Consider the following 21,660-nt stretch of genomic DNA (forward strand, 5'->3'; position numbering starts at 1 on the left):
ACCGTTTTGCAACGCTTTAGCGGGGATAATGGATCAGAGAGTGAAAATGCACAGTCCGGGTGCTGCTGTTACGGTACGCGTGCGGTTTATCGCCGGCAAAACGCACGCCTGAATCAGCGTATAGAGTGCGCCAGACACCGTCGATATGCATATCCAGCTCACCGCTTATCACCACCACGTGTTCAATCACCCCGGCTTCGTGCGGCGTGGACTCACTCAGCGCGCCGGGCGACAGGGTGATGGAGAAATGGTCGAACTTAAGCTGTTCATCCCAGGGGAAAAGCGGTTTCACCACCATCGCCTGCTGCTGCGGATCGAACACAGCCTGCGGTTCGCTCTCTGGAGTGATAAACGCCGAAAAAGGTACGTTCAGCCCGGTGGCAATTTTCCACAAGGTTGAGACCGTCGGGCTGGACTCATTGCGTTCGATTTGCCCAAGCATCGCTTTCGACACGCCCGTCTCTTCCGCCAGTTTCGACAGGCTCCAGCCCCGCGCCTGACGCAGCGCTTTCAGTGTGGTTGCCAGATGTTGAGTGATATCCATAGTTCCTCCTGTTGGGGCAAAGCATACCACTTGTACGCTATAGCGCACAGTGATACCTTATCCCGGACGTTATAACGCACAACGGAGTTCACATGCGATCGACTGCCTCTCTCTTTCCTGCCGTGCTGGCTGGTTTTGTTGCCGTTCTGGTGGGCTACGCCAGCTCTGCCGCCATTATCTGGCAGGCGGCTGCGGCGGCGGGCGCCAGTACACAGCAAATCGCCGGATGGATGACCGCGCTGGGGCTCGGGATGGGGATCAGCACGCTTGCATTGTCGTGGTGGTATAAAGCCCCGGTGCTGACCGCCTGGTCGACTCCTGGCGCGGCGCTGCTCGCCACCAGCCTGCAAGGCGTGACGCTGGCGGAAACCATAGGGGTATTTATATTTGCGAATGCGCTGATTCTGCTGTGCGGCGTCACTGACCTGTTTGCCCGGTTGATGAAACTGATCCCGCACTCGCTTGCCGCCGCTATGCTGGCAGGCGTGCTGTTACAGTTTGGCCTGAAGGCATTCAGCAATCTTGAGGGACACGTGCTTCTTTGCGGCAGTATGCTGGCCGCCTGGCTGGTGGCTAAAGCCGTGGCGCCCCGGTATGCCATTGTCGCCACGCTGCTGGTGGGGGTGTTCGTGGCCTGGGCTGGAGGTGACGTTGTCACGAATAAAATGACGTTATCGGTGATCATGCCGGAATTCATTGCCCCTGCGTTCACCTTCACCAGGCTGATCAGCGTCGGCTTACCCTTCTTCCTGGTGACCATGGCGTCGCAGAATGCGCCCGGCTTCGCCACCATGCAGGCATCGGGCTATCCGCTGGCGGTCTCACCGCTGATCGTTGCCACCGGCGGGCTGGCGCTGCTGTTGTCCCCCTTCGGCGTCTATTCCATCTGTATCGCCGCCATCACCGCCGCCATCTGCCAGAGTCCGGACGCCCACCCGGATGCCAGTAAACGCTGGCTGGCTGCGGCGGCCGCAGGTGGGTTTTATCTGCTGGCGGGGGTGTTCGGCGGGTCGATTTCGGGGCTGATGGCCGCCCTGCCGCTGAGCGGCATCCAGACGCTGGCCGGGCTGGCCCTGCTCGGCACTATCAGCGGGAGTTTGTATCAGGCACTGAATCATGAAGCAGAGCGCGACGCGGCGATCGTCACCTTCCTGATGACCGCCAGCGGCGTCACGCTCCTGGGAATTGGCTCCGCTTTCTGGGGGCTGGTGCTGGGTGGGATCTGTTACGCTGTCTTCTCACGCCTTCGCCGCGCGTAGCTGTGACGGCGTGATGCCGGTCATGCTGCGAAAACGGTTACTGAAATGGCTGGCGGAGTTAAATCCGCAGGCCAGCGCGATGTCGGTGAGCGGCGTGGTCGTGTGCTGAATCAGCGCTTTGGCCTTCTCCATGCGGCGCTGCATGACGTACTGATGCGGCGCCAGCCCCATCGACTGGCGGAACATCCGCGCAAAGTGATACTCACTGAGTGCGGCCTGGCCCGCCAGTTCCGCCAGCGTTAAAGGTTGCGCCAGATTTTCCTCGATAAAGGCCAGCACGTTGCGCAGCACAAACGGCGATAGCCCGCCGGTGACCACCGGTAACTTCCACTGGACGCTGGAATAGTGCTGGACCAAATGCGTCAGTAATAAGGTCGACGCAGTGCTCAAGGTGAGCTGATTGGCGTTTTGCTGCCAGTCGCAGCCGAGCAAAAACTGGCGATAAAGGGTGGTGATTTTCGGATCGCTGCCGAAGATTTTTTCCTCCAGCGTCAGCGATAGCGGTCGTTTATCCCAGATTTTCTCCCCCACGTCCCGCAGGTGTTCATCGGTGCAGTAGAGGTGCACGAACGACAGGTCATCACGAATATCCCATGTGGATTCGCTCTCTTCCGGCATCAGACAAAAACGGTCCGGCCCACCGCCATTTTTCCAGCCACCCGGCGTTTTTTGATAGCTTTCATAGCCATCCGCCACGTACAGGCTAAGGGTGTGATGGTTGCTTTTCACGGTGATCGTGTCGTGCTTGTTGTACCACGCCGCCAGTTGAATGCCAGTATTGAGCGCGACGGTTTCCCGCAGCACTGCATTTTTTTGGCGTAACGTTTCAAAGGTGTCGTAAACGAGAGACATGGCCGTAAACAGGTGATTAATCAGACTATCAGTCTAAGAAGTGTTGCAGCCTGTTACCAGCCATTGTGCGAGAAAAAAGCGCAAGAATTTGCAAGTCCGGCGCAAGGCGATGAAAGCCGGGGCCCCCTTCTTTCGCCACACTGTTGTTTTCCGCGGTATGAGAAGAGAGACACCATGAACGCATTACTCTATGGGCTGGTTGTTGTTATCTGGGGCACGACCTGGATCGCCATTTTTTTACAACAGGGGCCGGTTGCAGCGCCGGTCTCCATTTTCTGGCGCTTCGCCGTGGCCAGCGCCACGATGATGATCGTCCAGGTCGCCCTTCGTCGCCTGCGCAGGCTGGCGCTGCGGGATCATCTCTATTGCATGCTTCAGGGTTGCTGCGTTTTCTGTTTCAACTTCTGGTGCTTTTATACCGCCGCCGCCCATATCAATACCGGCCTTGAGTCGGTGATTTTCTCGATGGCCGTACTGTATAACGCCATCAACAGCTTTATCTTCTTCGGCCAGCGTCCACCCGCGCGCTTCTGGACGGCGGCAGCGCTGGGGCTTATCGGGATCATTACCCTGTTCTGGAACGATCTGCTCGCCAGCGGCTGGAGCGCGTCATTGCTGACGGGCATCGGGCTTTCCGCCCTCGGCACCTACGGCTTCTCGCTGGGGAATATGATCAGCATGCGTCATCAGCGAAACGGGCTGGAAACCATGACCACCAACGCCTGGGCGATGCTGTATGGCACCGTCGTGATGGGCCTTATCGCTCTCTTCAGGGGCGAAAGCTTTATGCCGGAATGGACGGTGAGCTATATGGGGGCGCTGCTCTATCTTGCTCTGTTTGGCTCGGTGATTGCCTTCGGCGCCTACTTTACGCTGGTAGGCCGCATTGGTCCCGGTAAGGCCGCGTACAGCACCCTGCTGTTCCCGCTGGTGGCGCTGTCGATTTCAACGGTGTACGAGGGTTACGTGTGGCATATCAACGGGATCGTCGGCCTGCTGTTGATTTTAGGGGGAAATATGGTGATGTTTACGAAACCGGAAACCTGGTTCCGCCGCCTGCTGACGGCATAAAATAACGGCCTGCGTAGATGCAGGCCGTTTTTTATTATTTTGCTGTCTGATGGACATCAAACATGGTGGCATCGGTCGCCATATCATCCACAACCTGTTTCAGTGTGGCGAATCCCAACGGCGTGTTCTCGTTGGCAAGCTCTTTACCTTCGCCTTTACGAACAACTTTAACTACCGGTTTGTTCGTGGCGGCATCAATCAGCTCACCTTCAAAGAAAAGATGCGTATCCATGGTGCGATGGCCAGTTGCCATCTGCGTCCCCGCAACCAGCAGCGCGACGGGCACCACTTCATAGAACTGCAAACCTTCTTTCTCTGAGCTCACACCCGTGATGGCGCCGCGGAAGATCAGGCTATGTTTGCCCGGCGTCGTCACAATTGGCTTACGCTGGCCAATCGCGTTTTTTAATGTGTTATTGGTGTAACTCAACAATTCATCAAGCGTTTTTTGCCCAAGCTGTGTGGTTGGCTTTGGTGTCGGATAATAGGTTATCGGGGTCCAGATAATACTGTCGTAGTTCGCCGGATCATAGGAAGGATCGACCCAACGCAAGGTTGGTTTCCCGGTTGCTGATGTCATCTCCTGCAAGTCAGAGTAATCTTTTAAAAAGCCTGAATATTGATCGGGGGCTGCGACTTTTGACGCACAGCCAGAAAGGGCCAACAGGCCAGAAAGCACTGCAACTTTAAAAAAAGTGGAAGTACGCATGATGGAGTTCCGAGTTATCTGCAAGTATGCACTTGAAGTTATAACAAAAAACAGAGGGAAATGTTGTGGCAAAAAATGACGGGGAAGGCACAAATTGTAAAAATAGTGCCCGGACGGGATCCGGGCAGAAAAATATTACTGTTTTATATCTACCTGCCAGAACAGATGTTTGCCGAAGGGATCGATTTCATAGCCCGTGACCTCTTTTCTGACTGGCTCAAAAATGGTCGAGTGGGCAATCATAACCGCCGGCATTTGATCGTGCATCATCTGCTGCGCCTGCTTGTACAGCGCCACGCGTTTTTCGCGATCGGTTATCGATTTTGCTTCGGCAATCAGGTTATCAAACGGCTTATAGCACCATTTGGCCGAGTTCGACCCGCCGTTGGCGGACGTACAGGTAAACAGTGGTCCGAAGAAGTTATCCGGATCGCCCGTCGCCGTTGTCCAGCCCATCAGCGCAGCCTGATGCTCCCCGCCCTTCACGCGCTTCAGATATTCGCCCCATTCGTAGGTCACGATTTTGGTCTGCACGCCTACTTTCGCCCAGTCCGCCTGGATCATTTCAGCCATACGCTTCGCGTTCGGGTTATACGGCCGCTGCACGGGCATAGCCCACAGATCGATGCTTACGCCGTTGGCAAATCCCGCCTCCTTTAACAGCGTTTTCGCTTTTTCTGGATCGTAATCGTAGTCTTTCAGCTCGCTGTCGGCACTCCAGACGCCAGGCGGCAGCAGGTTTTTCGCCGCCGTGCCGGTGCCGTGGAAGACCGCCTCAATGATGGCCGGTTTGTTAATCGCCATCGCCAGCGCCTGGCGCACTTTTACGTTATCCAGCGGCGGCTTTTGCGTGTTAAATGCCAGGAAACCGGTATTCAGACCGGCCTTGCTCATCAGGTTGATGTCTTTATTAGCCTTCATACGCGGCAGATCCGCCGGGTTTGGGAACGGCATCACCTGGCACTCATTCTTCTCGACTTTGGCAAAACGCACCGAGGCGTCCGGCGTGATGGTGAACACCAGTCGATCCAGCTTCGATTTTCCCTGCCAGTAGTCCGGGAAGGCGGTAAAGAGGATGCGGGAATCCTTCTGATATTGCGCCAGTTTAAACGGCCCGGTGCCAATCGGCTGCATATCAACCTTTTCAGGCGTGCCCGCTTTCAGCATGGCATCGGCATACTCCGCCGACAGGATGGAGGCAAAATACCACGCCAGATCGGCAACAAACGGCGCTTCCGGGTGCGCCAGGGTGAAGCGCACGGTGCGATCGTCAACCTTATCAATGGCGGTAATCAGGCTGCCGAACTCCAGACTTTCGAAGTTGGAATAACTGCCGTTGGATACGTTATGGTAGGGATGATTCACATCCTTCTGGCGCATAAACGAGAAAATCACGTCATCCGCGTTGAAGTCGCGCGTCGGCGTGAACAGTTTATTACTGTGGAATTTCACCCCTTTGCGCAGGTGGAAGGTGTAGACCTTACCATCCTCGCTCACCTCCCAGCTTTCCGCCAGGCTCGGCACCAGTTCGGTAGTACCCGGTTTGAAATCGACCAGACGGTTATAAACCGGTACGGCGCTGGCGTCCACGCTGGTTCCCGACGTGTAGAGCTGAGGATTGAAATTTTCCGGCGATCCTTCGGAGCAATACACCAGCGTTTTTGCCGCGACGGTGGAACTGACCGTCAGCGCAGCAAGCGCCAGCGTTATCATTGTGAATGTGCTTTTCATCATTTATTCCTGTCTTTTTAATTCGACGGCTAATTACTTCTTTTGCCATTTCATAAATAACATTAAAGTGATGGCGCAAACACATGAAAAATAAATACAGAAGGAAACACTATGGGCTCAGAACTCTCCAGACAATTAACCCAACGCTTTTTCCGCTATCTCGCCATCACCAGCCAGAGCGACCCGAAAGTCAAAACCCTGCCCTCCACCCCGGGCCAGCACGACATGGCGCGGGAGCTGGCGAAGGAGCTGGAAACGCTGGGGTTAGACGATATTGTGATTGATGAGTTCGCCACCGTTACCGCCGTGAAAAAAGGCAATATTCCCGGCGCGCCGCGGATTGGTTTTATTACCCATATCGATACCGTTGACGTCGGTTTATCCCCGGATATTCATCCACAAATATTAACCTTTACAGGAGATGATCTCTGCCTGAATAAAGAAAAAGATATTTGGTTGCGCGTAAATGAGCACCCGGAAATTCTGGCTTATCCTGATGAGGAGATTATTTTCAGCGACGGAACCAGCGTATTAGGCGCAGATAATAAAGCGGCCGTCACCGTGGTCATGACGGTGCTGGAAAACCTCACCGCTGAACATAAGCATGGCGATATTGTGGTGGCGTTTGTGCCCGATGAAGAGATTGGTCTCTGTGGCGCGAAAGCGCTGGATTTGAAGCGCTTCGACGTCGATTTTGCCTGGACCATCGACTGCTGCGAGCTGGGGGAAATTGTTTACGAGAACTTTAACGCGGCGGCGGCTGAAATTCGCTTTACCGGCGTCACGGCGCACCCGATGTCCGCCAAAGGGGTGCTGGTCAACCCGCTGCTGATGGCAACGGATTTCATCAGCCATTTCGATCGCCAGCAAACCCCGGAATGCACCGAGGGGCGCGAAGGTTATATCTGGTTTAACGGCATCCAGGCCGGGCAAAACGAAGCGGTGCTGAAAGCCAACATTCGTGATTTTGACAAAGAGGGTTTTGCCGCCCGCAAGCAGCAAATTGCCGATGTGGCAGCGCGGATTGCTGCGCAGCATCCCACGGCAAACGTGGAGTATCGCATTGAAGATACCTACAGCAATATCAGCAATGCGATTGGCGAAGACCGCCGCGCGATCGACCTGATGTTCGAGGCGATGGAATCGCTCGGTATCACCCCAAAACCGATCCCCATGCGCGGTGGCACGGACGGGGCGGCCCTGTCAGCCAAAGGCTTGCTCACCCCGAACTTCTTCACCGGCGCCCATAACTTCCACTCGAAGTTTGAGTTTTTACCGCTGTCGTCGTTCGAGGCCTCCTGTCGCACGGCCCTGCAACTCTGTCTGCTGGCCGCGCGTTAAGCGGGCTTGCGTGCGATCATGGTGGCGAAGCGCAGCTTGATACGGTTGCCGTTGGCATCGGTACGGTGGAGTTCCCCCACCTCTTCGTTGTACTTGATCAGCTCCCAGCCTTCGTAGTAGTGGCTCAGTTCACCGGTCTTGAAGGCAAACGGGAAACCGACGGTACACGGATAGTCCTCCGTATCCATGGCGGCAACGATCAGGTTATAGCCGCCTGGTTTAGTGCAACGCTGCATATTGGCGATAAGACCAGGGATGGTTTTCGCTTCGAGAAACATCAACACGACGGTGGAAAGAATAAAGTCGTATTCGCCGTCAAAAGTCAGGTTGTTCAGGTCCTTTATCGCCGTTTGCAGATTCGCGATCCCTTCCGCCGCCTTAATGCGCTCGATGTTATCGATGCTCATCGGGTTTTTATCCCACGCCGTCACGTCATAGCCGTTGGCAGCGAGGTAGAGGCTGTTACGGCCATTTCCGCAACCGAGATCGAGCGTTTTTCCCGACTTAACAATGTCCGCGCAGAGCAGGACCTCTGAGTGCGTGCGGGTCAGCCCATATTTCTCAGTAAAGTAGTTTTCATCGACAGTCATTATTTTTCCTCAGATTGCATTAGCAGTGCCTTATCAGCGCGCACCAGAAGTTTGCCCTGCATCAGCAAGATAAAAGTACGGACCAGCAGCATCGCGATGATGACGTTGGTGAAAATAAACAGGGGAACCGCGAGGGCATGAAAGAACCCTGACGGACTGCTCTGCCCCAGATGTAAACCGGTGGTCGCCAGCGCCGACACCCCGAACGAGAAGCTCCAGAACGACACGTTGAACGGCTGCGACAGATACCACGGCATCAGACGCAGCATAAACAGGAGTTGCAACAGACCATAGCCGAAAAGCATTTTGGCGAAGGTGTCCGCTTCGCCGCCGTTGACGCTAAACCAGGCGCTACAGGCCACCAGGGCAGGCGCAAGCTGGATCCCGAGCGAAGTACGAAGCGCCGCGGGCAGTTCGCCCGCGCTGCGCAGGCGTTGCAGAATGACCGGCTCGAGGCTCAGCCAGGAAAAGACCCCGGCACCAAGGAACACCAGCCCCGCATCGTGGAAACCCAGCGCACCGCAGGCCATGGCGCTGATAAAATTGTTCGCTACCGTCGGCAGATACAGTCCCGGCGTCGTGGCCTCTTCCGGATGCTTACCGCGCCACAGCCCGGCGCTTTGCCAGGCGGCATACGCAAGCTGGATCACCACGCCTACGCTAAACAGCACCAGCGACACTGGTCGGCACCACGGCACAAAGCCAATGGCCACCAGTAGCGTTGTGGCAGGAAACAGGCTGACAAAACTGCTCATTACCGGATGCCGCATCTCGGCCAGCACGCTATGTGGAAACCGTACCGCACGGGTAAGAAACGCCACGCTCAGCAGGAACCAGATCGCCACCGCCAGCGCCACCAGGATCTCGCCCGGCCAGCGCGTCACCGGCCAGATAGTACCGGCATAACGCCAGGCGAACCCCATACCTATGGTACCCAGAACCATACCGAAATAACCGGCGGGCAAGTTAAGAACGCGTTGGTTTTGGTTATGCATTTTTTTTAAACTTTAAAATGTATTTTAAATGCCATTTTAAGGGGTTTACCGTGCAGACGCCAGCACTTCGAAACGCCAAAAGTTTGCTACGTTTAGTGAATGGCTTTTCAGGGAAAACACGATGACAAAATACAGGCTTGGCAATGAAACGCGTCTCTGGCGCTGGCAGGATGGATCAACGCCGTGCACAACCCTACTCAGACAGATTATTGCCGCAAAGGATTTTAACGATGTGACCAGCGGGACAAAAGGTGGTTGGGTTGAGGATGAACACGCGCTCGCCCAGGACGGGGATTGCTGGGTTTATGATGAAAACAGCGTGGTGTTTGCCGGGGCCAGGATATCCGGCAACGCCCGCCTCACCCAACCCTGCATCGTAAGCCACCGCGCACACGTAGGCGGCAACAGCTGGCTTGACGCGGCAGAGGTGAGTCATGGCGCGGCAATAAGTGACAACGTCACTATCCAGCACTCCACCGTACGCGGGGAATGCCGTATCGCGGGTGACGCGCGGGTGCTGCATAACAGCATGGTGATTGCAGCCAAAGGGCTGACACCCGACCGTGAGCAGATCCTGCAGATTTACGACAGAGCCACGGTCAGCCAGTCGCGTATTGTGCATCAGGCGCAAATCTACGGCGATGCCATGGTGACCTGGGCCTTTGTTGAGCACCGCGCGGAGGTGTTCGACCGCGCCATTCTTGAGGGCAACGCGGTTAATAACGTCTGGGTGTGCGACTGCGCCAAAGTGTACGGCAACGCCCGCCTGCTGGCCGGTTTAGAGGATGATGCGATCCCGACCGTGCGGTACAGTTCACAGGTCGCGGAAAACGCCCTCGTCGAAGGTAACTGCGTGATTAAACACCACGTATTGATTGGTGGCGAGGCGTGGTTACGCGGCGGGCCGATCCTGATTGATGACAAGGTCGTTATTCATGGGCGCGCGCGTATCAGCGGCGATGTCCTGATTGAGCATCAGGTGGAGATGACAGACGATGCGGCGATCGAGGCGCTGGAGGGTGAAAGCATTCACGTCCGGGGAGCCAAAGTGATCAACGGTGACACGCGGATCACCCGGACGCCGCTGCTGGGGGCGCTATAGCGGGAATAACCTGGCGTACAGGTTTACGTCATCGAAGCGGCCGTTGAGCATTTCAGCTTCCCGCAAACAACCTTCCAGCGCAAAACCGTTGCGCTGCGCCACGCGGTTACTGTTATGGTTAGCCACGCGACATTTGATCACAAAGCGGCGGATCTCGCCGCGCTCAACGTAATAGCGCATAAACGCCTGTAGCGCCTGAGAGAGAATGCCCTGTCCCTGATGCGCTTTGTCAAGCCAGTAGCCGATGTACCCGGCCTTATTCGCAGGCTCTATCGCGTTAAAAGAAAGCACGCCCACCAGCTCGTCCTTCATGAAAATCAGGAACATTTTGGCGTAGCCGCGCTGGTGCAGCATCTGGTTGCTCTGCACGTTACGGCGCGTGTCCTCTTCAGTGCCGACATGCTGCGCCCAGTCGAAGGCGGTTTGCAGCCAGGTTTTGTTTTTAATAACGAGGTTATGCAGATCGGTGGTATAGCGCTCTTCGACGGCGCGAAGCTCGATTTCCTGGGTTACGGGGATAATTTCTGAAGACATAGTGCCTCTTAATTGCCGGGTGGCGCTAACGCTTACCCGGCCTACAAATGCGTCCGGATCAGGCCGGGTAAGGCGAAGCCGCCACCCGGCACAAACCCATAAGGACTAACGCATGATCCGGTCGTCAACGTAGTTACGTTTGTCCGGCGCGGGCGGGAAATACTGGTACAGCCAGGTCTCGCTGATGGCGTCGCCCTGACAGCGCAGGAACAGACGCATATCGACCGGCTCGGTGGAGTCAGAGGTTGGATACCAGTCAAACAGAATGCGATACCCGTCGAACGGCTCGACGTAGAGGATCTCCACCTGCTTCGCTTCACCGCTGGACAGGGTGATCACCGGCTCAATGCCCTTCGGTGCGGCGGCCTTCAAATCGCCCCCGACGAAGTCGATGGCAAAGCGACGGGCCCACACTTTCGGGTAATTTTCACCAGGCGCCCAGCCCTCCGGGAAGCCGCCCATACCGGTACGGGTAGCGTAGACGTTTGCCAGCGGTGAACGCACCGGCGGCTGCGCGCTCCAGTAGAGACGGTATTTGAAGTCCAGTTCATCACCCGCCTGCACCGGTTTTTCCGGCTGCCAGAAGCAGACCACGTTATCGAGCGTCTCGCCGGTTGTCGGGATCTCCATCAGGGCGATGGATCCTTTACCCCAGTTGTTGCGCGGCTCGACCCACAGGCTTGGTCGCTTGTTATACCAGCCCATGACGTCCTGGTAATGGGAGAAATCACGGTCAAGCTGCAACAAACCAAAGCCTTTCGGGTTTTTATCCAGATAAGCGTTAAATTGCAGCTTTTGCGGGTTGTTCAGCGGTCGGCAGATCCACTCTCCGTTACCGCGCCACATTGCCAGGCGGTCTGAATCGTGGATCTGCGGATGAATGGTGTCGCACATGCGGCGTTCGTTGTTGCCGCAGCTGAACATGCTGGTCATCGGCGCGATGCCGAGCTGCTTGATGTCTTTGCGCGCATAGAGATGGTTTTCGACGTCCATGATCACCTGGCTCTTCTCACAGTGGATCACAAACTTATAGGCACCGGTAATGCTCGGGCTGTCCAGCAGCGCATAGACGGTAAAGGTGGTATCGCCCGGCTTAACGGTTTCAAACCAGAAGGAGGTGAAATCCGGGAACTCTTCCGGGGTGTCAGTAAAGGTATCCACCGCCAGCCCGCGCGCGGAAAGGCCGTACTGGTAGGTATCATCCACTGCGCGGAAGTAACTCGCGCCCAGGAACGAAACGATATCGCGTCGCGCCAGTTCGGGCGCTTTAAAGACGCGGAATCCGGCGAAGCCGAGGTCACTCTGACCTTCAAGCTGTTTGGTATCCACGCCCGTATCGCCGTAGCTGAACAGCTCTGGACGGAAGTGGATCTCACGCGCCTGAGAGGTGCTTTGATCCAGCGAGAACATGCGCACGCGGCGGCGGAATCCCATTCCCATATGGAAGAACTGGGCGTCCAGCTGGCGACCTTCAATGTTATTCCACAGCGACTGTTTCTCATCGTAACGGATGGCGTTGTACGCCTGCGGCGTCATGGTGGCCAGCGTTTCCGGCAGCGGACGCGGCGCACCACCCCACGGGGTTTTCGCCAGATCGTGCGCCATGGATTGCAGAACAGAGAAGTCAAAGCGACGGCTCTGACCGTCGGCAATGTCGGAGTCAGCAGCATACGCCGCCTGGGAAAACAGAGAAGCAAGGCCAGAAGTGCCGCTCAGGGCAGCCATTGCCAGGGAACCTTTGAGAAAACGTCTGCGATTCATGCCTGAGAAAACGTCCTTATGGTCGTGTGAATGAGTTTCGCGCGCAGCGAAATGACGGCAAGAAAGAACGCACAGCCTAAACAAAAACGGTTAAGAATCCAATTGTTGGCGGGTGATTATCTGAACAAACCGAGAAATATTTTCTGTCGACCAGAACGGCCTGAAAGTGGTGTAAAAAACAGTAAATACACTAAATCATTCATGCTGGATCAAGGCGGCAAGTCTGAGAATCCCCAGGAGCTTACTCAAGTAAGTGACCGGGGTGAACAGACGTAGCCAACGCAGAGGCAGCCTGAAGGATGAAGTGTATTTAAAAGTGTCCCGGCTGGACATCGACAGCCGGGACCAACGAGGCGGTTATTTTACGCTGACATCGATACCCGGGAAGTACTTATCAGCCAGTTTAGCGATCGTGCCGTCGGCACGTACTTTATCAATTGCGGCATCAAGCTGCTTTTTGGTGGCCTCATCCCCCTTACGCAGCCCAAAGCCGATCCCACTGCCGAGGATGGTGTCGTCCGACACCGGTTTGCCGATAAAGCCAAACCCTTTGCCCTGCGGCTTGCTGAGGAAACCTGCCTGCCCGGCCGCTGACATGACCAGCGAGGCATCGATGCGGCCATTCAGCAGATCTCCCCAGGCCATATTCTGATCTTTATAAGACACCACGGTGACACCGTGCTTTTCCCAGTGCTCTTTGGCGTAGGTTTCCTGAATTGAACCCTGGAGAACGCCGATGGTTTTGCCCTTCAGCACTTCCGGCGTGGCCTCTACCGCAGAACCGGCTTTGCCCACCAGCTGGGAGGGAATACGGTAGATGGGCTGGGTAAAATCAATGCTCTTACGACGCTGTTCGGTGATGTTCATCGCCGAGTTTATGGCGTCGAACTTTTTCGCCAGCAGACCGGGAATCAACGCATCAAACGAGGTTTCTACCCAGCTGCACTTCAGCGCGGCGGCTTTACAGATGGCATTTCCCAGTTCTACGTCAAATCCTTCCAGCTCCCCTGAGGCATTGCGGCTTTCAAACGGCGGATATTCCGCTTCCAGCCCGTATCGCAACTCGGTAGCAGCAAACGACGAGAATGAACACAGCAGTCCTATGCCGACAACTAACGCGCGTAATTTCATCTCAAATTCCTTAACGTGGTGTAACCCGACAAAGGGCCTGGGCACCTGCCCGTAACGTCGCCTCATCTTTCGCAAAAGAGAGACGGATCAGTTTATTGTCCGTGCCATCGGCATAAAACGCTGACAGCGGAATGGTGGCAACCCCGTACTCAACAATCAGCCTTTTCACCATCTCGCTGTCGCGCTCGTCGCTAAAGCCGCTGTAATCCGCAAGCAGGAAAAACGAACCGGCACTCGGAAGCAGCCTGAACGGTGAGTCGGCGAGCAAACTTTGCAGCAGATCGCGCTTGCGCTGATAAAACGCCGCCAGCGACAGCCAGGTTTGCGGATCGGTCATGTGTTCGGCAAACGCGTACTGCATCGGCGTATCGGCCGAGAACATTAAAAATTGATGGACCTTACATATTTCATCCATCAGCTCCGCGGGCGCCACACAATAACCCACGCGCCAGCCGGTGACGTGATAGGTTTTTCCGAAAGAAGAAATAATCACGCTGCGCTCCGCCAGTTGCGGGTGCGTTGCCATCCCATGGTGCGGTTCGCCATCAAAAACGACGTGCTCGTACACTTCGTCAGACAAAATGATGATGTCGGTGTGGCGCGTCAGCGCTGCCAGCTGGTGCAGATCGGCGGCTGAAAACACCTGTCCGCTCGGGTTGTGCGGCGTATTGACGATGATCATCCGCGTGCGCGGGGTAATAGCCGCGCGTACTTCATCCCAGTTCACGGCAAAATCCGGTACCGTCAGCTTAATAGCGATCGGCGTCGCCCCCTGCAGACGGACAATCGGCGCATAGCTGTCAAAGGAGGGCTCGAAATAGATCACCTCATCGCCAGGATGAACCAGCCCGCTGATGGCTGAGTAAAGCCCTTCGCTGGCGCTGGCGGTCACCAGTACCTCACTCGCCGGGTCATAGCGGGTGCCATAGAGCGTGGCAATTTTGTCCGCGATGCGCTCTCTGAGCGGTTGCAGCCCGGTCATGGAGGCATACTGGTTATGCCCTGACTCCATGGCGCGAGTGACGCCGGAGATAAGTTTTGGGTCGCAGGAAAAATTCGGCGCACCCTGAGAAAGGTTGATGGCGTTATGCCGGGCTGAAAGCTGGCCGATAACGGTAAAAATGGTGGTTCCTACATCGGGCAATTTAGAGCGGGTCTGCACCGGCGTTTTCAAAGTCATCCTCTGTCCCTTCTCGTGGTGAATGCATAACTATTCAAACAATAACTTGATTGCCGGGACAATCGAATTGTTGTCATAATAGCCATGACAAAAACGCATAGCTAAGGTGAGATATGTCGCGTCGTTCATTTCCGCTTAATGCCGTAGAGACGTTTATCGTGACCGCGCGTCACCTGAATCTTACCCATGCCGCGAAGGAGCTTTGTCTGACGCAGGGGGCGGTAAGCCGCAAAATTGCCTCGCTGGAAAGCTGGTTCGGCTTCCCGCTGTTCGAACGCCATGCTCGCGGCCTGCGTCTTTCTTCACAGGGAAGCGCCCTGCTGCCGGAACTGCAATCTGCGTTTGAGCACCTGCTTAACGTTGCTGAACAGGCGCGGACGCACCAGACCGTAATTCGACTGAAAGCGCCTACCTGCGCGATGCGCTGGCTGGTACCGCGTCTGTTACAGGTCGAGCGCGAACAGCCGGAGCTCCAGATTGCGCTGACCACTACCACCGATCATAACGTCAATTTCAAAACCGAATCCTATGACGCGGCGATTGTGTTTGGAACGCACATGAGCGCCGGCGATCTGCTGTTCGAAGAGGCCTTAACCCCGGTGATGAGCCCGCTGCGGGCCGGTTCTGCGCTGGAAACACTCACCTTCCTTCACCCCACGCGGGATAAAACGGACTGGACGCTGTGGCTGGCGAAACAGCCGCGTCCGGCGCCAGCTATGCTCAAAAATCAACACTTTGAAACCATGGATCTGGCCATTACCGCCGCCATTCAGGGGCTGGGCATCGCCATTGCGGATGAAACGCTGGTGGAGGAGGACGTGCGCGCCGGACGGCTGATGCGGCCTTATGATACGAGCATAAAGACGGGGGCGAGCTACCGGCTGGTGTTACGCGACGCACCCGACCCGGAGAACGGGCTGGATGCGTTTCGTGACTGTCTGCTCAGTCGAGGCTGACGTGGTGTTTCATTACCCGTTTGAAGAGGCTCATACGGGCACGCATAAAACGGTTTTCAAGCCGAAAACCTGCATGTTTATTCACACCGATGCGCAACAACACGTCCCGCCCTTTCCGGCAGGCGGGCCAGCGCGTGGGCCCCACCAGGCTATCGCGTGCTCCCGCATCCCGGGCGAAGCTCACCCAGTAGTCCGCCACCTGAGCGGCGAAGGCCAGATCGCGTTCATTTACATACTGCCGCGAGGGTTCCACCTGCCCAAGGGTATCGAACACGTAGGGCACTTCGTTACCGTGCCAGGCGCCGTTGGTATACGTCGCGTGCTCCGCTTCGGCCACATAATCAAACCAGTATCGCCAGCACAGGCCGCCTGCCCGCTGCTGCGCCTGCATCACCACGTATCCCATGGTGGTAAAGGCCATGTCGCGGCAAACCTGCCTGCCGAGTTCCTCATCGCCCTTCACGCCCGGATAAAGCAGCTTGATCAGCCCCAGGCCAAAGCGCCGCTCGCGACGGAGCTTCTGGATCTGCCCGGCAAGATCGACCCCGAACACCGACATTACGCTGGCTTCGTCGCTGTTTGACCCAATCATCACCGGTACTGAATGCTGACGGGCAGCGAAAAAGACATCGAGCATGGCCTCAGGCAAAACGCAGTCACCCACGATGGGCGCAGGGGCGATATTCAGTGGCGAGGTTAGCGGCCAGAACGCCTCAGGCGGGATCGCGCGCAACTGTTCCGCGGTGGCATTTTGCAGGCCAAAATGGGCAGCAATCACTTCGCCTTTATGCATGGCCTGCTCGCGCGGGGTGTCGGGCAGCGTGTACCCGCTTTGCACAATGGCTTTATGGAACAGTCCTCCCGCAAGCGGAGAAGCCATCAGCGACAGCACGCTGCGCGCACCGGCCGACTCGCCAAATACGGTGATGTTCTCAGGATCGCCGCCGAACGCGGCAATGTTATCGCGCACCCATTCCAGGGCCTGGATCTGATCGAGCAGCGCAAAGTTATGCACCACGCGTTCTTCTTCCCCCTCCAGCGCCGGATGGGCAAAAAAGCCGAGGTGGCCGAGACGGTAATTAATTGTCACCACCACCGTACCGCGCTTCGCCAGCGCCCTGCCGTTATACGGAGGCAGACCGCCAGCGCCGAGGGTAAATCCTCCGCCGTGCAGCCAGACCATCACCGGAAGCGGATCGGCGCGTGCGACTGGCGACCAGACGTTAAGGTACAGGCAGTCTTCAGAGAATTGGCCAGGATCGCCGCCGCCCAGCTCCTGACAGCTTTCGCTGCTCTGCCAGCTGGAGGCGGAGAATGCCGTCGCCGGACGCACGCCATCCCAGCGTGCAGGGGGGCGTGGGGAGCGCCAGCGCCACGGGCCAACCGGCGGTGCCGCATAAGGAATGCCACACCACACATGGGTATCGCCTTCAGTAGAACCAATTAGTGCGCCCTGGCGCGTTTCAACCACAGGGGCGGAGGGATTTTCCATACCAACCTTCTTTTTCCATCACACCCCTGCAGAGTAACGGTTTCAGAGCAAACCGCAACGCTGTTTGCTGCGCGCTTCCGCCTCCTCGTAAAGCGTAAACTCGTCGTACACCGCACAGCCGAGCGCGGCTTCGAAGGCATTGCGGCTGGCATTGCCGTGGCTGCGCGCCTGCGTTTCATTGCCAAGATTCGACTGGAAAATCCCCGCCGCGCTGACGGGCAGAAAATCCTCATAGGTGATCGGCTGCGCCACAACCCAGCCGCGTTCGATCAGCGGCTGCGGATCGTCGCCGGGACGAAACGCGTGGCGATGCGCCTCACCTGTCGGAGTCAGACGGTAGCGGAAATAAGCCAGCCCCTGACGGCGCAGGAACATTTCGCTGTCCGGGAAGGTGCTGAAGATCTCGCGCAGGTGAAGCTGATGGGTCAGGTTGTCTTTGCCGGTCCCGGCCTGATTTAACAGACGGTCGTACAGCTCGCGTCCTTTCGGCGTAAGGGCCACGCCCCGCTGCTCAATCTCACCGAAACGCGCGGTATGCGTACCCTTGTGTTCTCCCGCGAAAAGCACCGGCTCTTCCAGCGCCTTAAAGCTGGTCTGGCGCAGGAGGATCGGCACCTCGCGGCGTGGCGGGCCTTCAATCAGGATTTTCGGCTCAATGCCGTAATTCGGCATCAGTTCCTGTACCCGGTCGATATCCAGCGTGCGCGGCGTGAGATGGTTGATATGGCACCCTGGGAAACAGACCACGTCGGCAATCAGGCGATGTTCGTTGCTAAGCGCCAGATAGGTTTCCTGATCGACCGTCGCATGGCGATGCCAGCGGAAGGTTTCTAAGGCTTCCTGCACAAATTCGCGCGCCTGTGCCTCGGTAAAGTGTCCCTGTACATCATGCAGGTCGATCAGGTCCAGGCAGCGCGGCGTAAAGATGTTGCGCCGGGAGAGGATCTCTGCCGCCCTTTCGCGCAGCGCAACGTTTTCAATCAGCTCCAGGCGCAGCAGCGAGGTAAAAATGCGAAACGGATTACGGCAGAGCGCCGCATCGTCAGTCGGACGAAACGCCGTCGAGTGGACGGGCACGCCCGCCTGGGAGAGATCGTAGTAGCTGACCGGGTACATGCCCATAATGGCGAAGATCCGGCGCAGGGTGGAAAGCTCCTGCGCGGTGCCAACGCGGATCGCACCGTGACGTTCAACATTCAGGCGCGCCAGTTCGTCTGCATTTGCCAGTTGTTCATGTAAAAGTGGGTTATTTTCCAGAACCGCCAGGTTAACGTCCGCCACCAGTTCCAGCAAGGTGCCGTACTGCGGAACTTCCTGCTGGTACATCGCCGACATAGCCTGCGAAAAGTGTTCCCGAATATCATCAGCCGTGATGGTGTTCGCCATGATGTCATGCCTCCAGTGAATACTACCTGGAGTGTAGAGAAGCCCGTTCTTTTCGTTGGGAAGAATTTACAAATTGTGATCCAGGCAGACGAGTGGTCAAAGCATGGGCGTTTTCGAAAAACAGTTGTAACTCAAACAGATCAAATGTTAAAAATATTTTGCTATCAGGTTATCAAATTCAAACAACTTAACTTGTCACCCGCGTCGCTCTGTTTTTAACATCGCCTATGGAAAAAAATGGTCTGTTCAGTCAGCGCATACGCTTGCGCCATTTGCATACATTTGTGGCCGTCGCTCAACAGGGAACGCTGGGGCGAGCGGCTGAAACCCTTAACCTTAGTCAGCCTGCACTATCCAAAACGCTGAATGAACTGGAACAGCTTACCGGAACCCGTCTGTTCGACCGCGGCCGTCTGGGCGCTCAGCTTACGCTCGTAGGCGAACAGTTCCTGACGCATGCCGTTAAAGTTCTTGATGCCCTCAATACCGCCGGTCAGGCCTTAAACCGTAAAGAAGAGCAGGCCAGCGACATCGTGCGCGTGGGCGCACTGCCAACGGCGGCGCTGGGCATATTGCCTGCGGCGATCGGCCAGTTCCACCGCCAGCAAAAGCACGCCACGCTTCAGGTCGCGACCATGAATAACACCATGCTGCTGGCGGGCCTGAAGTCAGGCGAGCTGGATCTGGGCATTGGCCGGATGTCCGATCCGGAACTGATGAGCGGCCTGAATTACGAGCTGCTGTTCCTGGAATCACTGAAGCTGGTCGTGCGTCCGAATCATCCCCTGTTGCAGGATACCGTCACATTAAGCCGCGTAATGGAGTGGCCAGTGGTAGTTTCCCCGAAAGGAACGGTTCCGCGTCAGAATGCGGAAGCGTTGCTGCAAATGCAGGGCTGCACGCTGCCTTCAGGGTGTATTGAAACGCTCTCGGCGTCTCTTTCGCGCCAGCTGACGGTGGATTATGACTACGTATGGTTTGTGCCGTCCGGCGCGGTGAAGGACGATCTGCGACGCGGCGTGCTTACGGCGCTGCCGGTAACCTCGCCCGGCGCCGGTGAACCCATTGGGATCCTGACGCGGGTAGATGCCCCGCTCTCTGAAGGCGCCCAAACGCTGTTAAGCGCCATTCGTAAGTCAATGCCTCTCTGACCCTAAACGCAGAACCCGCCGCGAGGGCGGGTCTGTCTTACTCAGAACGTTTCCCAGTTATCACCTGAGACAGCCGCCGCCGGGGTTAAAGGCGCGGGTTTTGCTGCGGTTGCGGCGGCTGTAGTCCGTCCTGCGCGCGCCCCGTTGAGACGAAACGCGCCAACGGCTTCCGTCAGACGCGCGCCCTGCTCTTCCAGCGAGGCCGCCGCCGCAGAGGCTTCTTCCACCAGCGAGGCATTCTGCTGCGTCACCTTATCCATCTCGGAAATCGCCTGGCTCACCTGAACAATGCCGCGGCTCTGCTCATCAGACGCGGCCGCAATCTCCAGCATAATATCGGTGACGCGTTTAACCGCCTCGACGATCTCATTCATGGTATTGCCCGCCGCAACCACCTCCCCGGAACCCTGATCGATAAGCGACACCGATTCATTAATCAGGCTTTCAATCTCTTTCGCCGCGTTCGCGCTGCGGCTTGCCAGGGTGCGGACTTCACTCGCTACGACCGCAAAGCCGCGTCCCTGTTCACCCGCACGCGCCGCCTCGACCGCCGCATTGAGCGCGAGAATATTGGTCTGGAACGCGATGCTGTTAATCACGGCGGTAATTTCAGAGATCTTCTTCGAGCTGGTGGAAATATTACCCATGGTTTTCACCACGCCGGAGACCATCTGCCCCCCGCGGCTGGCCTTACCGGAGGCATCTTCTGCAAGTTTACTCGCATGATGCGCGTTATCGGCGTTTTGCTTCACCGTCGCGGTGAGCTGCTCCATGCTGGCCGCCGTCTGTTCGATGGCCGCCGCCTGCTGTTCGGTTCGGGATGAGAGATCGGTATTACCCGCGGAGATCTCGCTGGTTCCACGGTAAATCTCCTCCGCCCCCTGCCGCACCGTGCCCACGGTTGTCACCAGCGCCTGCTGCATTGTTTGCAGATCGCGCGTCAGGCGGCCAATTTCGCTGCGCCCGGTCGGTTCGTCCGGCATGGTTAAATCGCCTTTCGCGATATTTTCGATACGCGTAGCGGCTCGCTGAAGCGGGTTTATCACCGTACGGCGCAGCACCACAAAGGTGATCACCGCCAGCGCAAGCGCCAGGCCAAACGCGCCGAACATAAACATCAGCCCCAGCCGGGTGCGGGTGTGAGCCTGCGCCGTCAGTGCGTTGGCGCGTTCGGTGCGGATTTTTATCGCCTTCAGCAGCACCGCGTTATAGGCATCGTCCAGCGGACGCGCGGTCTCATTTTCATGGTTGATAATGGCTTCAAACATGCCGTTTTTGGCATATTTCAGCATCGGCTGCATACCGGCGATGTAGGCGTCATAGCGGGCTTTCAGATCGCCATCCAGCGCTTCATCAGCCTGAGTGCGAACGGTGCGCTTCATATAGGCGGCAAATCCATCCTGCGACTGCCTGATGCGGGTCTCAGCCTCAGCGATGTTTTGCTTCATCGCCTCCATCTCCGCGATGCGGCTCGCCGCCCCCGCGTGGATCATGTTGATACGGGCGGTGCGTAAATGGTTGGAACTGTTTGACAGACCGGTGCGCACCTGGATTTCTGCTGTGACATCCTGCTGATTGTTATCGGCCTGGAGCAGGAAATAGCCTGCCAGACCCGAGCTCAAGGCAAACAGGAGAATAATGCCACCGAGAATGGAGGAAAACAGCGGAACCAGCCGGATGTGATGCAAGAAACTCAGCTTGTGCTGCGCCTGCATCGATGTTGTGTTGTCCATGACCGTCGACTCTCTTATAGGTAAGATGCGTAAAAACACGCCTGTAAAAGAGTCATCGGCACAGCGGGGAATTAGATTACGCCTAAAAGCGCCAGACAGGTCACACTTTAGAGAAGATCAGGGAAGAAATGCCAGCGGGAAA

Annotated in this window: 20 protein-coding genes; 7 read left to right on the forward strand and 13 right to left on the reverse strand. The window is 56.8% G+C overall.

The features are described from left to right. Positions 1-16 precede the first annotated feature (16 nt). Positions 17-544, reverse strand: a complete 528-nt coding sequence (locus ACOTX2_RS08030; protein WP_032624275.1) for a helix-turn-helix domain-containing protein — start codon at positions 542-544, stop codon at positions 17-19. Positions 545-636: 92 nt separating this feature from the next. On the opposite strand from ACOTX2_RS08030, the gene ACOTX2_RS08035 reads away from it, so the two are divergent. Continuing rightward, positions 637-1,803, forward strand: a complete 1,167-nt coding sequence (locus ACOTX2_RS08035) for a benzoate/H(+) symporter BenE family transporter (RefSeq protein ID WP_063147341.1) — start codon at positions 637-639, stop codon at positions 1,801-1,803. Here the strand turns inward: ACOTX2_RS08035 and ACOTX2_RS08040 are convergent. Then, positions 1,783-2,655 carry a helix-turn-helix domain-containing protein gene (locus ACOTX2_RS08040; RefSeq protein ID WP_023300082.1) on the reverse strand — a complete coding sequence of 291 codons (873 nt, stop codon included), beginning with the start codon at positions 2,653-2,655 and terminating at the stop codon, positions 1,783-1,785. The genes ACOTX2_RS08035 and ACOTX2_RS08040 overlap by 21 nt on opposite strands. A gap of 174 nt (positions 2,656-2,829) precedes the next feature. On the opposite strand from ACOTX2_RS08040, the gene ACOTX2_RS08045 reads away from it, so the two are divergent. After that, complete coding sequence (locus tag ACOTX2_RS08045) at positions 2,830-3,726, forward strand: DMT family transporter (RefSeq protein WP_063147342.1); 897 nt, start codon at positions 2,830-2,832, stop codon at positions 3,724-3,726. A gap of 34 nt (positions 3,727-3,760) precedes the next feature. On the opposite strand, the gene ACOTX2_RS08050 is transcribed toward ACOTX2_RS08045, so the two are convergent. Continuing rightward, the gene (locus ACOTX2_RS08050; RefSeq protein WP_022648086.1) at positions 3,761-4,435 is read right to left on the reverse strand and encodes a DUF3313 domain-containing protein; all 675 of its coding nucleotides are present in this window, start codon (positions 4,433-4,435) and stop codon (positions 3,761-3,763) included. 135 nt (positions 4,436-4,570) lie between these two features. Next, entirely contained in the window at positions 4,571-6,166 is a 1,596-nt protein-coding gene (locus tag ACOTX2_RS08055) for an ABC transporter substrate-binding protein (protein ID WP_022648085.1), read from the reverse strand. 111 nt (positions 6,167-6,277) lie between these two features. Here ACOTX2_RS08055 and pepT point away from each other — a divergent pair, with 111 nt between their 5' ends. Further along, a complete protein-coding gene (pepT, locus tag ACOTX2_RS08060) occupies positions 6,278-7,507 on the forward strand; it encodes a peptidase T (RefSeq protein ID WP_023306176.1) in 1,230 nt (409 codons plus the stop codon). Here pepT and tehB read toward each other — a convergent pair. Further along, positions 7,504-8,097, reverse strand: a complete 594-nt coding sequence (tehB, locus tag ACOTX2_RS08065) for a tellurite resistance methyltransferase TehB (RefSeq protein WP_063147343.1) — start codon at positions 8,095-8,097, stop codon at positions 7,504-7,506. The two genes, pepT and tehB, sit on opposite strands and share 4 nt — an antisense overlap. Beyond that, complete coding sequence (tehA, locus tag ACOTX2_RS08070; RefSeq protein ID WP_063147344.1) at positions 8,097-9,092, reverse strand: dicarboxylate transporter/tellurite-resistance protein TehA; 996 nt, start codon at positions 9,090-9,092, stop codon at positions 8,097-8,099. The genes tehB and tehA overlap by 1 nt, the downstream gene beginning before the upstream one ends. 121 nt (positions 9,093-9,213) lie before the next feature. Here tehA and ydcK point away from each other — a divergent pair, with 121 nt between their 5' ends. Continuing rightward, entirely contained in the window at positions 9,214-10,194 is a 981-nt protein-coding gene (gene ydcK / locus ACOTX2_RS08075; protein WP_421625901.1) for a YdcK family protein, read from the forward strand. On the opposite strand, the gene rimL is transcribed toward ydcK, so the two are convergent. Both rimL and ACOTX2_RS08085 read right to left on the reverse strand, forming a co-directional pair. Beyond that, the gene (gene rimL, locus ACOTX2_RS08080) at positions 10,189-10,728 is read right to left on the reverse strand and encodes a 50S ribosomal protein L7/L12-serine acetyltransferase (protein ID WP_022648080.1); all 540 of its coding nucleotides are present in this window, start codon (positions 10,726-10,728) and stop codon (positions 10,189-10,191) included. The genes ydcK and rimL overlap by 6 nt on opposite strands. Positions 10,729-10,833: 105 nt before the next feature. Then, the gene (locus tag ACOTX2_RS08085; protein WP_032622222.1) at positions 10,834-12,489 is read right to left on the reverse strand and encodes a glucan biosynthesis protein D; all 1,656 of its coding nucleotides are present in this window, start codon (positions 12,487-12,489) and stop codon (positions 10,834-10,836) included. A gap of 30 nt (positions 12,490-12,519) precedes the next feature. Between ACOTX2_RS08085 and ACOTX2_RS08090 the strand changes: the two genes are divergently transcribed. Further along, positions 12,520-12,765 (forward strand): hypothetical protein, encoded by a 246-nt coding sequence (locus tag ACOTX2_RS08090; protein WP_074136297.1) that lies wholly within the window; start codon positions 12,520-12,522, stop codon positions 12,763-12,765. Between the two features lie 81 nt (positions 12,766-12,846). Here ACOTX2_RS08090 and ACOTX2_RS08095 read toward each other — a convergent pair whose 3' ends face one another. Further along, positions 12,847-13,620, reverse strand: a complete 774-nt coding sequence (locus tag ACOTX2_RS08095) for an ABC transporter substrate-binding protein (protein ID WP_421625902.1) — start codon at positions 13,618-13,620, stop codon at positions 12,847-12,849. Between the two features lie 10 nt (positions 13,621-13,630). Continuing rightward, entirely contained in the window at positions 13,631-14,800 is a 1,170-nt protein-coding gene (locus ACOTX2_RS08100; protein ID WP_023306171.1) for a pyridoxal phosphate-dependent aminotransferase, read from the reverse strand. Between the two features lie 113 nt (positions 14,801-14,913). Here ACOTX2_RS08100 and ACOTX2_RS08105 point away from each other — a divergent pair, with 113 nt between their 5' ends. Then, entirely contained in the window at positions 14,914-15,756 is an 843-nt protein-coding gene (locus ACOTX2_RS08105; RefSeq protein WP_100148797.1) for a LysR family transcriptional regulator, read from the forward strand. Here the strand turns inward: ACOTX2_RS08105 and ACOTX2_RS08110 are convergent. After that, positions 15,743-17,248, reverse strand: a complete 1,506-nt coding sequence (locus ACOTX2_RS08110; protein ID WP_063147346.1) for a carboxylesterase/lipase family protein — start codon at positions 17,246-17,248, stop codon at positions 15,743-15,745. The two genes, ACOTX2_RS08105 and ACOTX2_RS08110, sit on opposite strands and share 14 nt — an antisense overlap. Positions 17,249-17,290: 42 nt before the next feature. Further along, the gene (gene hglS, locus ACOTX2_RS08115) at positions 17,291-18,634 is read right to left on the reverse strand and encodes a 2-oxoadipate dioxygenase/decarboxylase HglS (protein WP_063147347.1); all 1,344 of its coding nucleotides are present in this window, start codon (positions 18,632-18,634) and stop codon (positions 17,291-17,293) included. 227 nt (positions 18,635-18,861) lie between these two features. Here hglS and ACOTX2_RS08120 point away from each other — a divergent pair, with 227 nt between their 5' ends. Then, positions 18,862-19,785 (forward strand): LysR substrate-binding domain-containing protein, encoded by a 924-nt coding sequence (locus tag ACOTX2_RS08120; RefSeq protein WP_022648073.1) that lies wholly within the window; start codon positions 18,862-18,864, stop codon positions 19,783-19,785. Between the two features lie 41 nt (positions 19,786-19,826). Here ACOTX2_RS08120 and ACOTX2_RS08125 read toward each other — a convergent pair whose 3' ends face one another. Beyond that, complete coding sequence (locus tag ACOTX2_RS08125) at positions 19,827-21,518, reverse strand: methyl-accepting chemotaxis protein (RefSeq protein ID WP_063147348.1); 1,692 nt, start codon at positions 21,516-21,518, stop codon at positions 19,827-19,829. Between the last annotated feature and the right edge of the window lie 142 nt (positions 21,519-21,660).

Origin of the sequence: Enterobacter cloacae complex sp. IR5412 (genome assembly GCF_049237385.1) — a bacterium.
GTDB classification, from domain to species: Bacteria; Pseudomonadota; Gammaproteobacteria; order Enterobacterales; family Enterobacteriaceae; genus Enterobacter; species Enterobacter intestinihominis.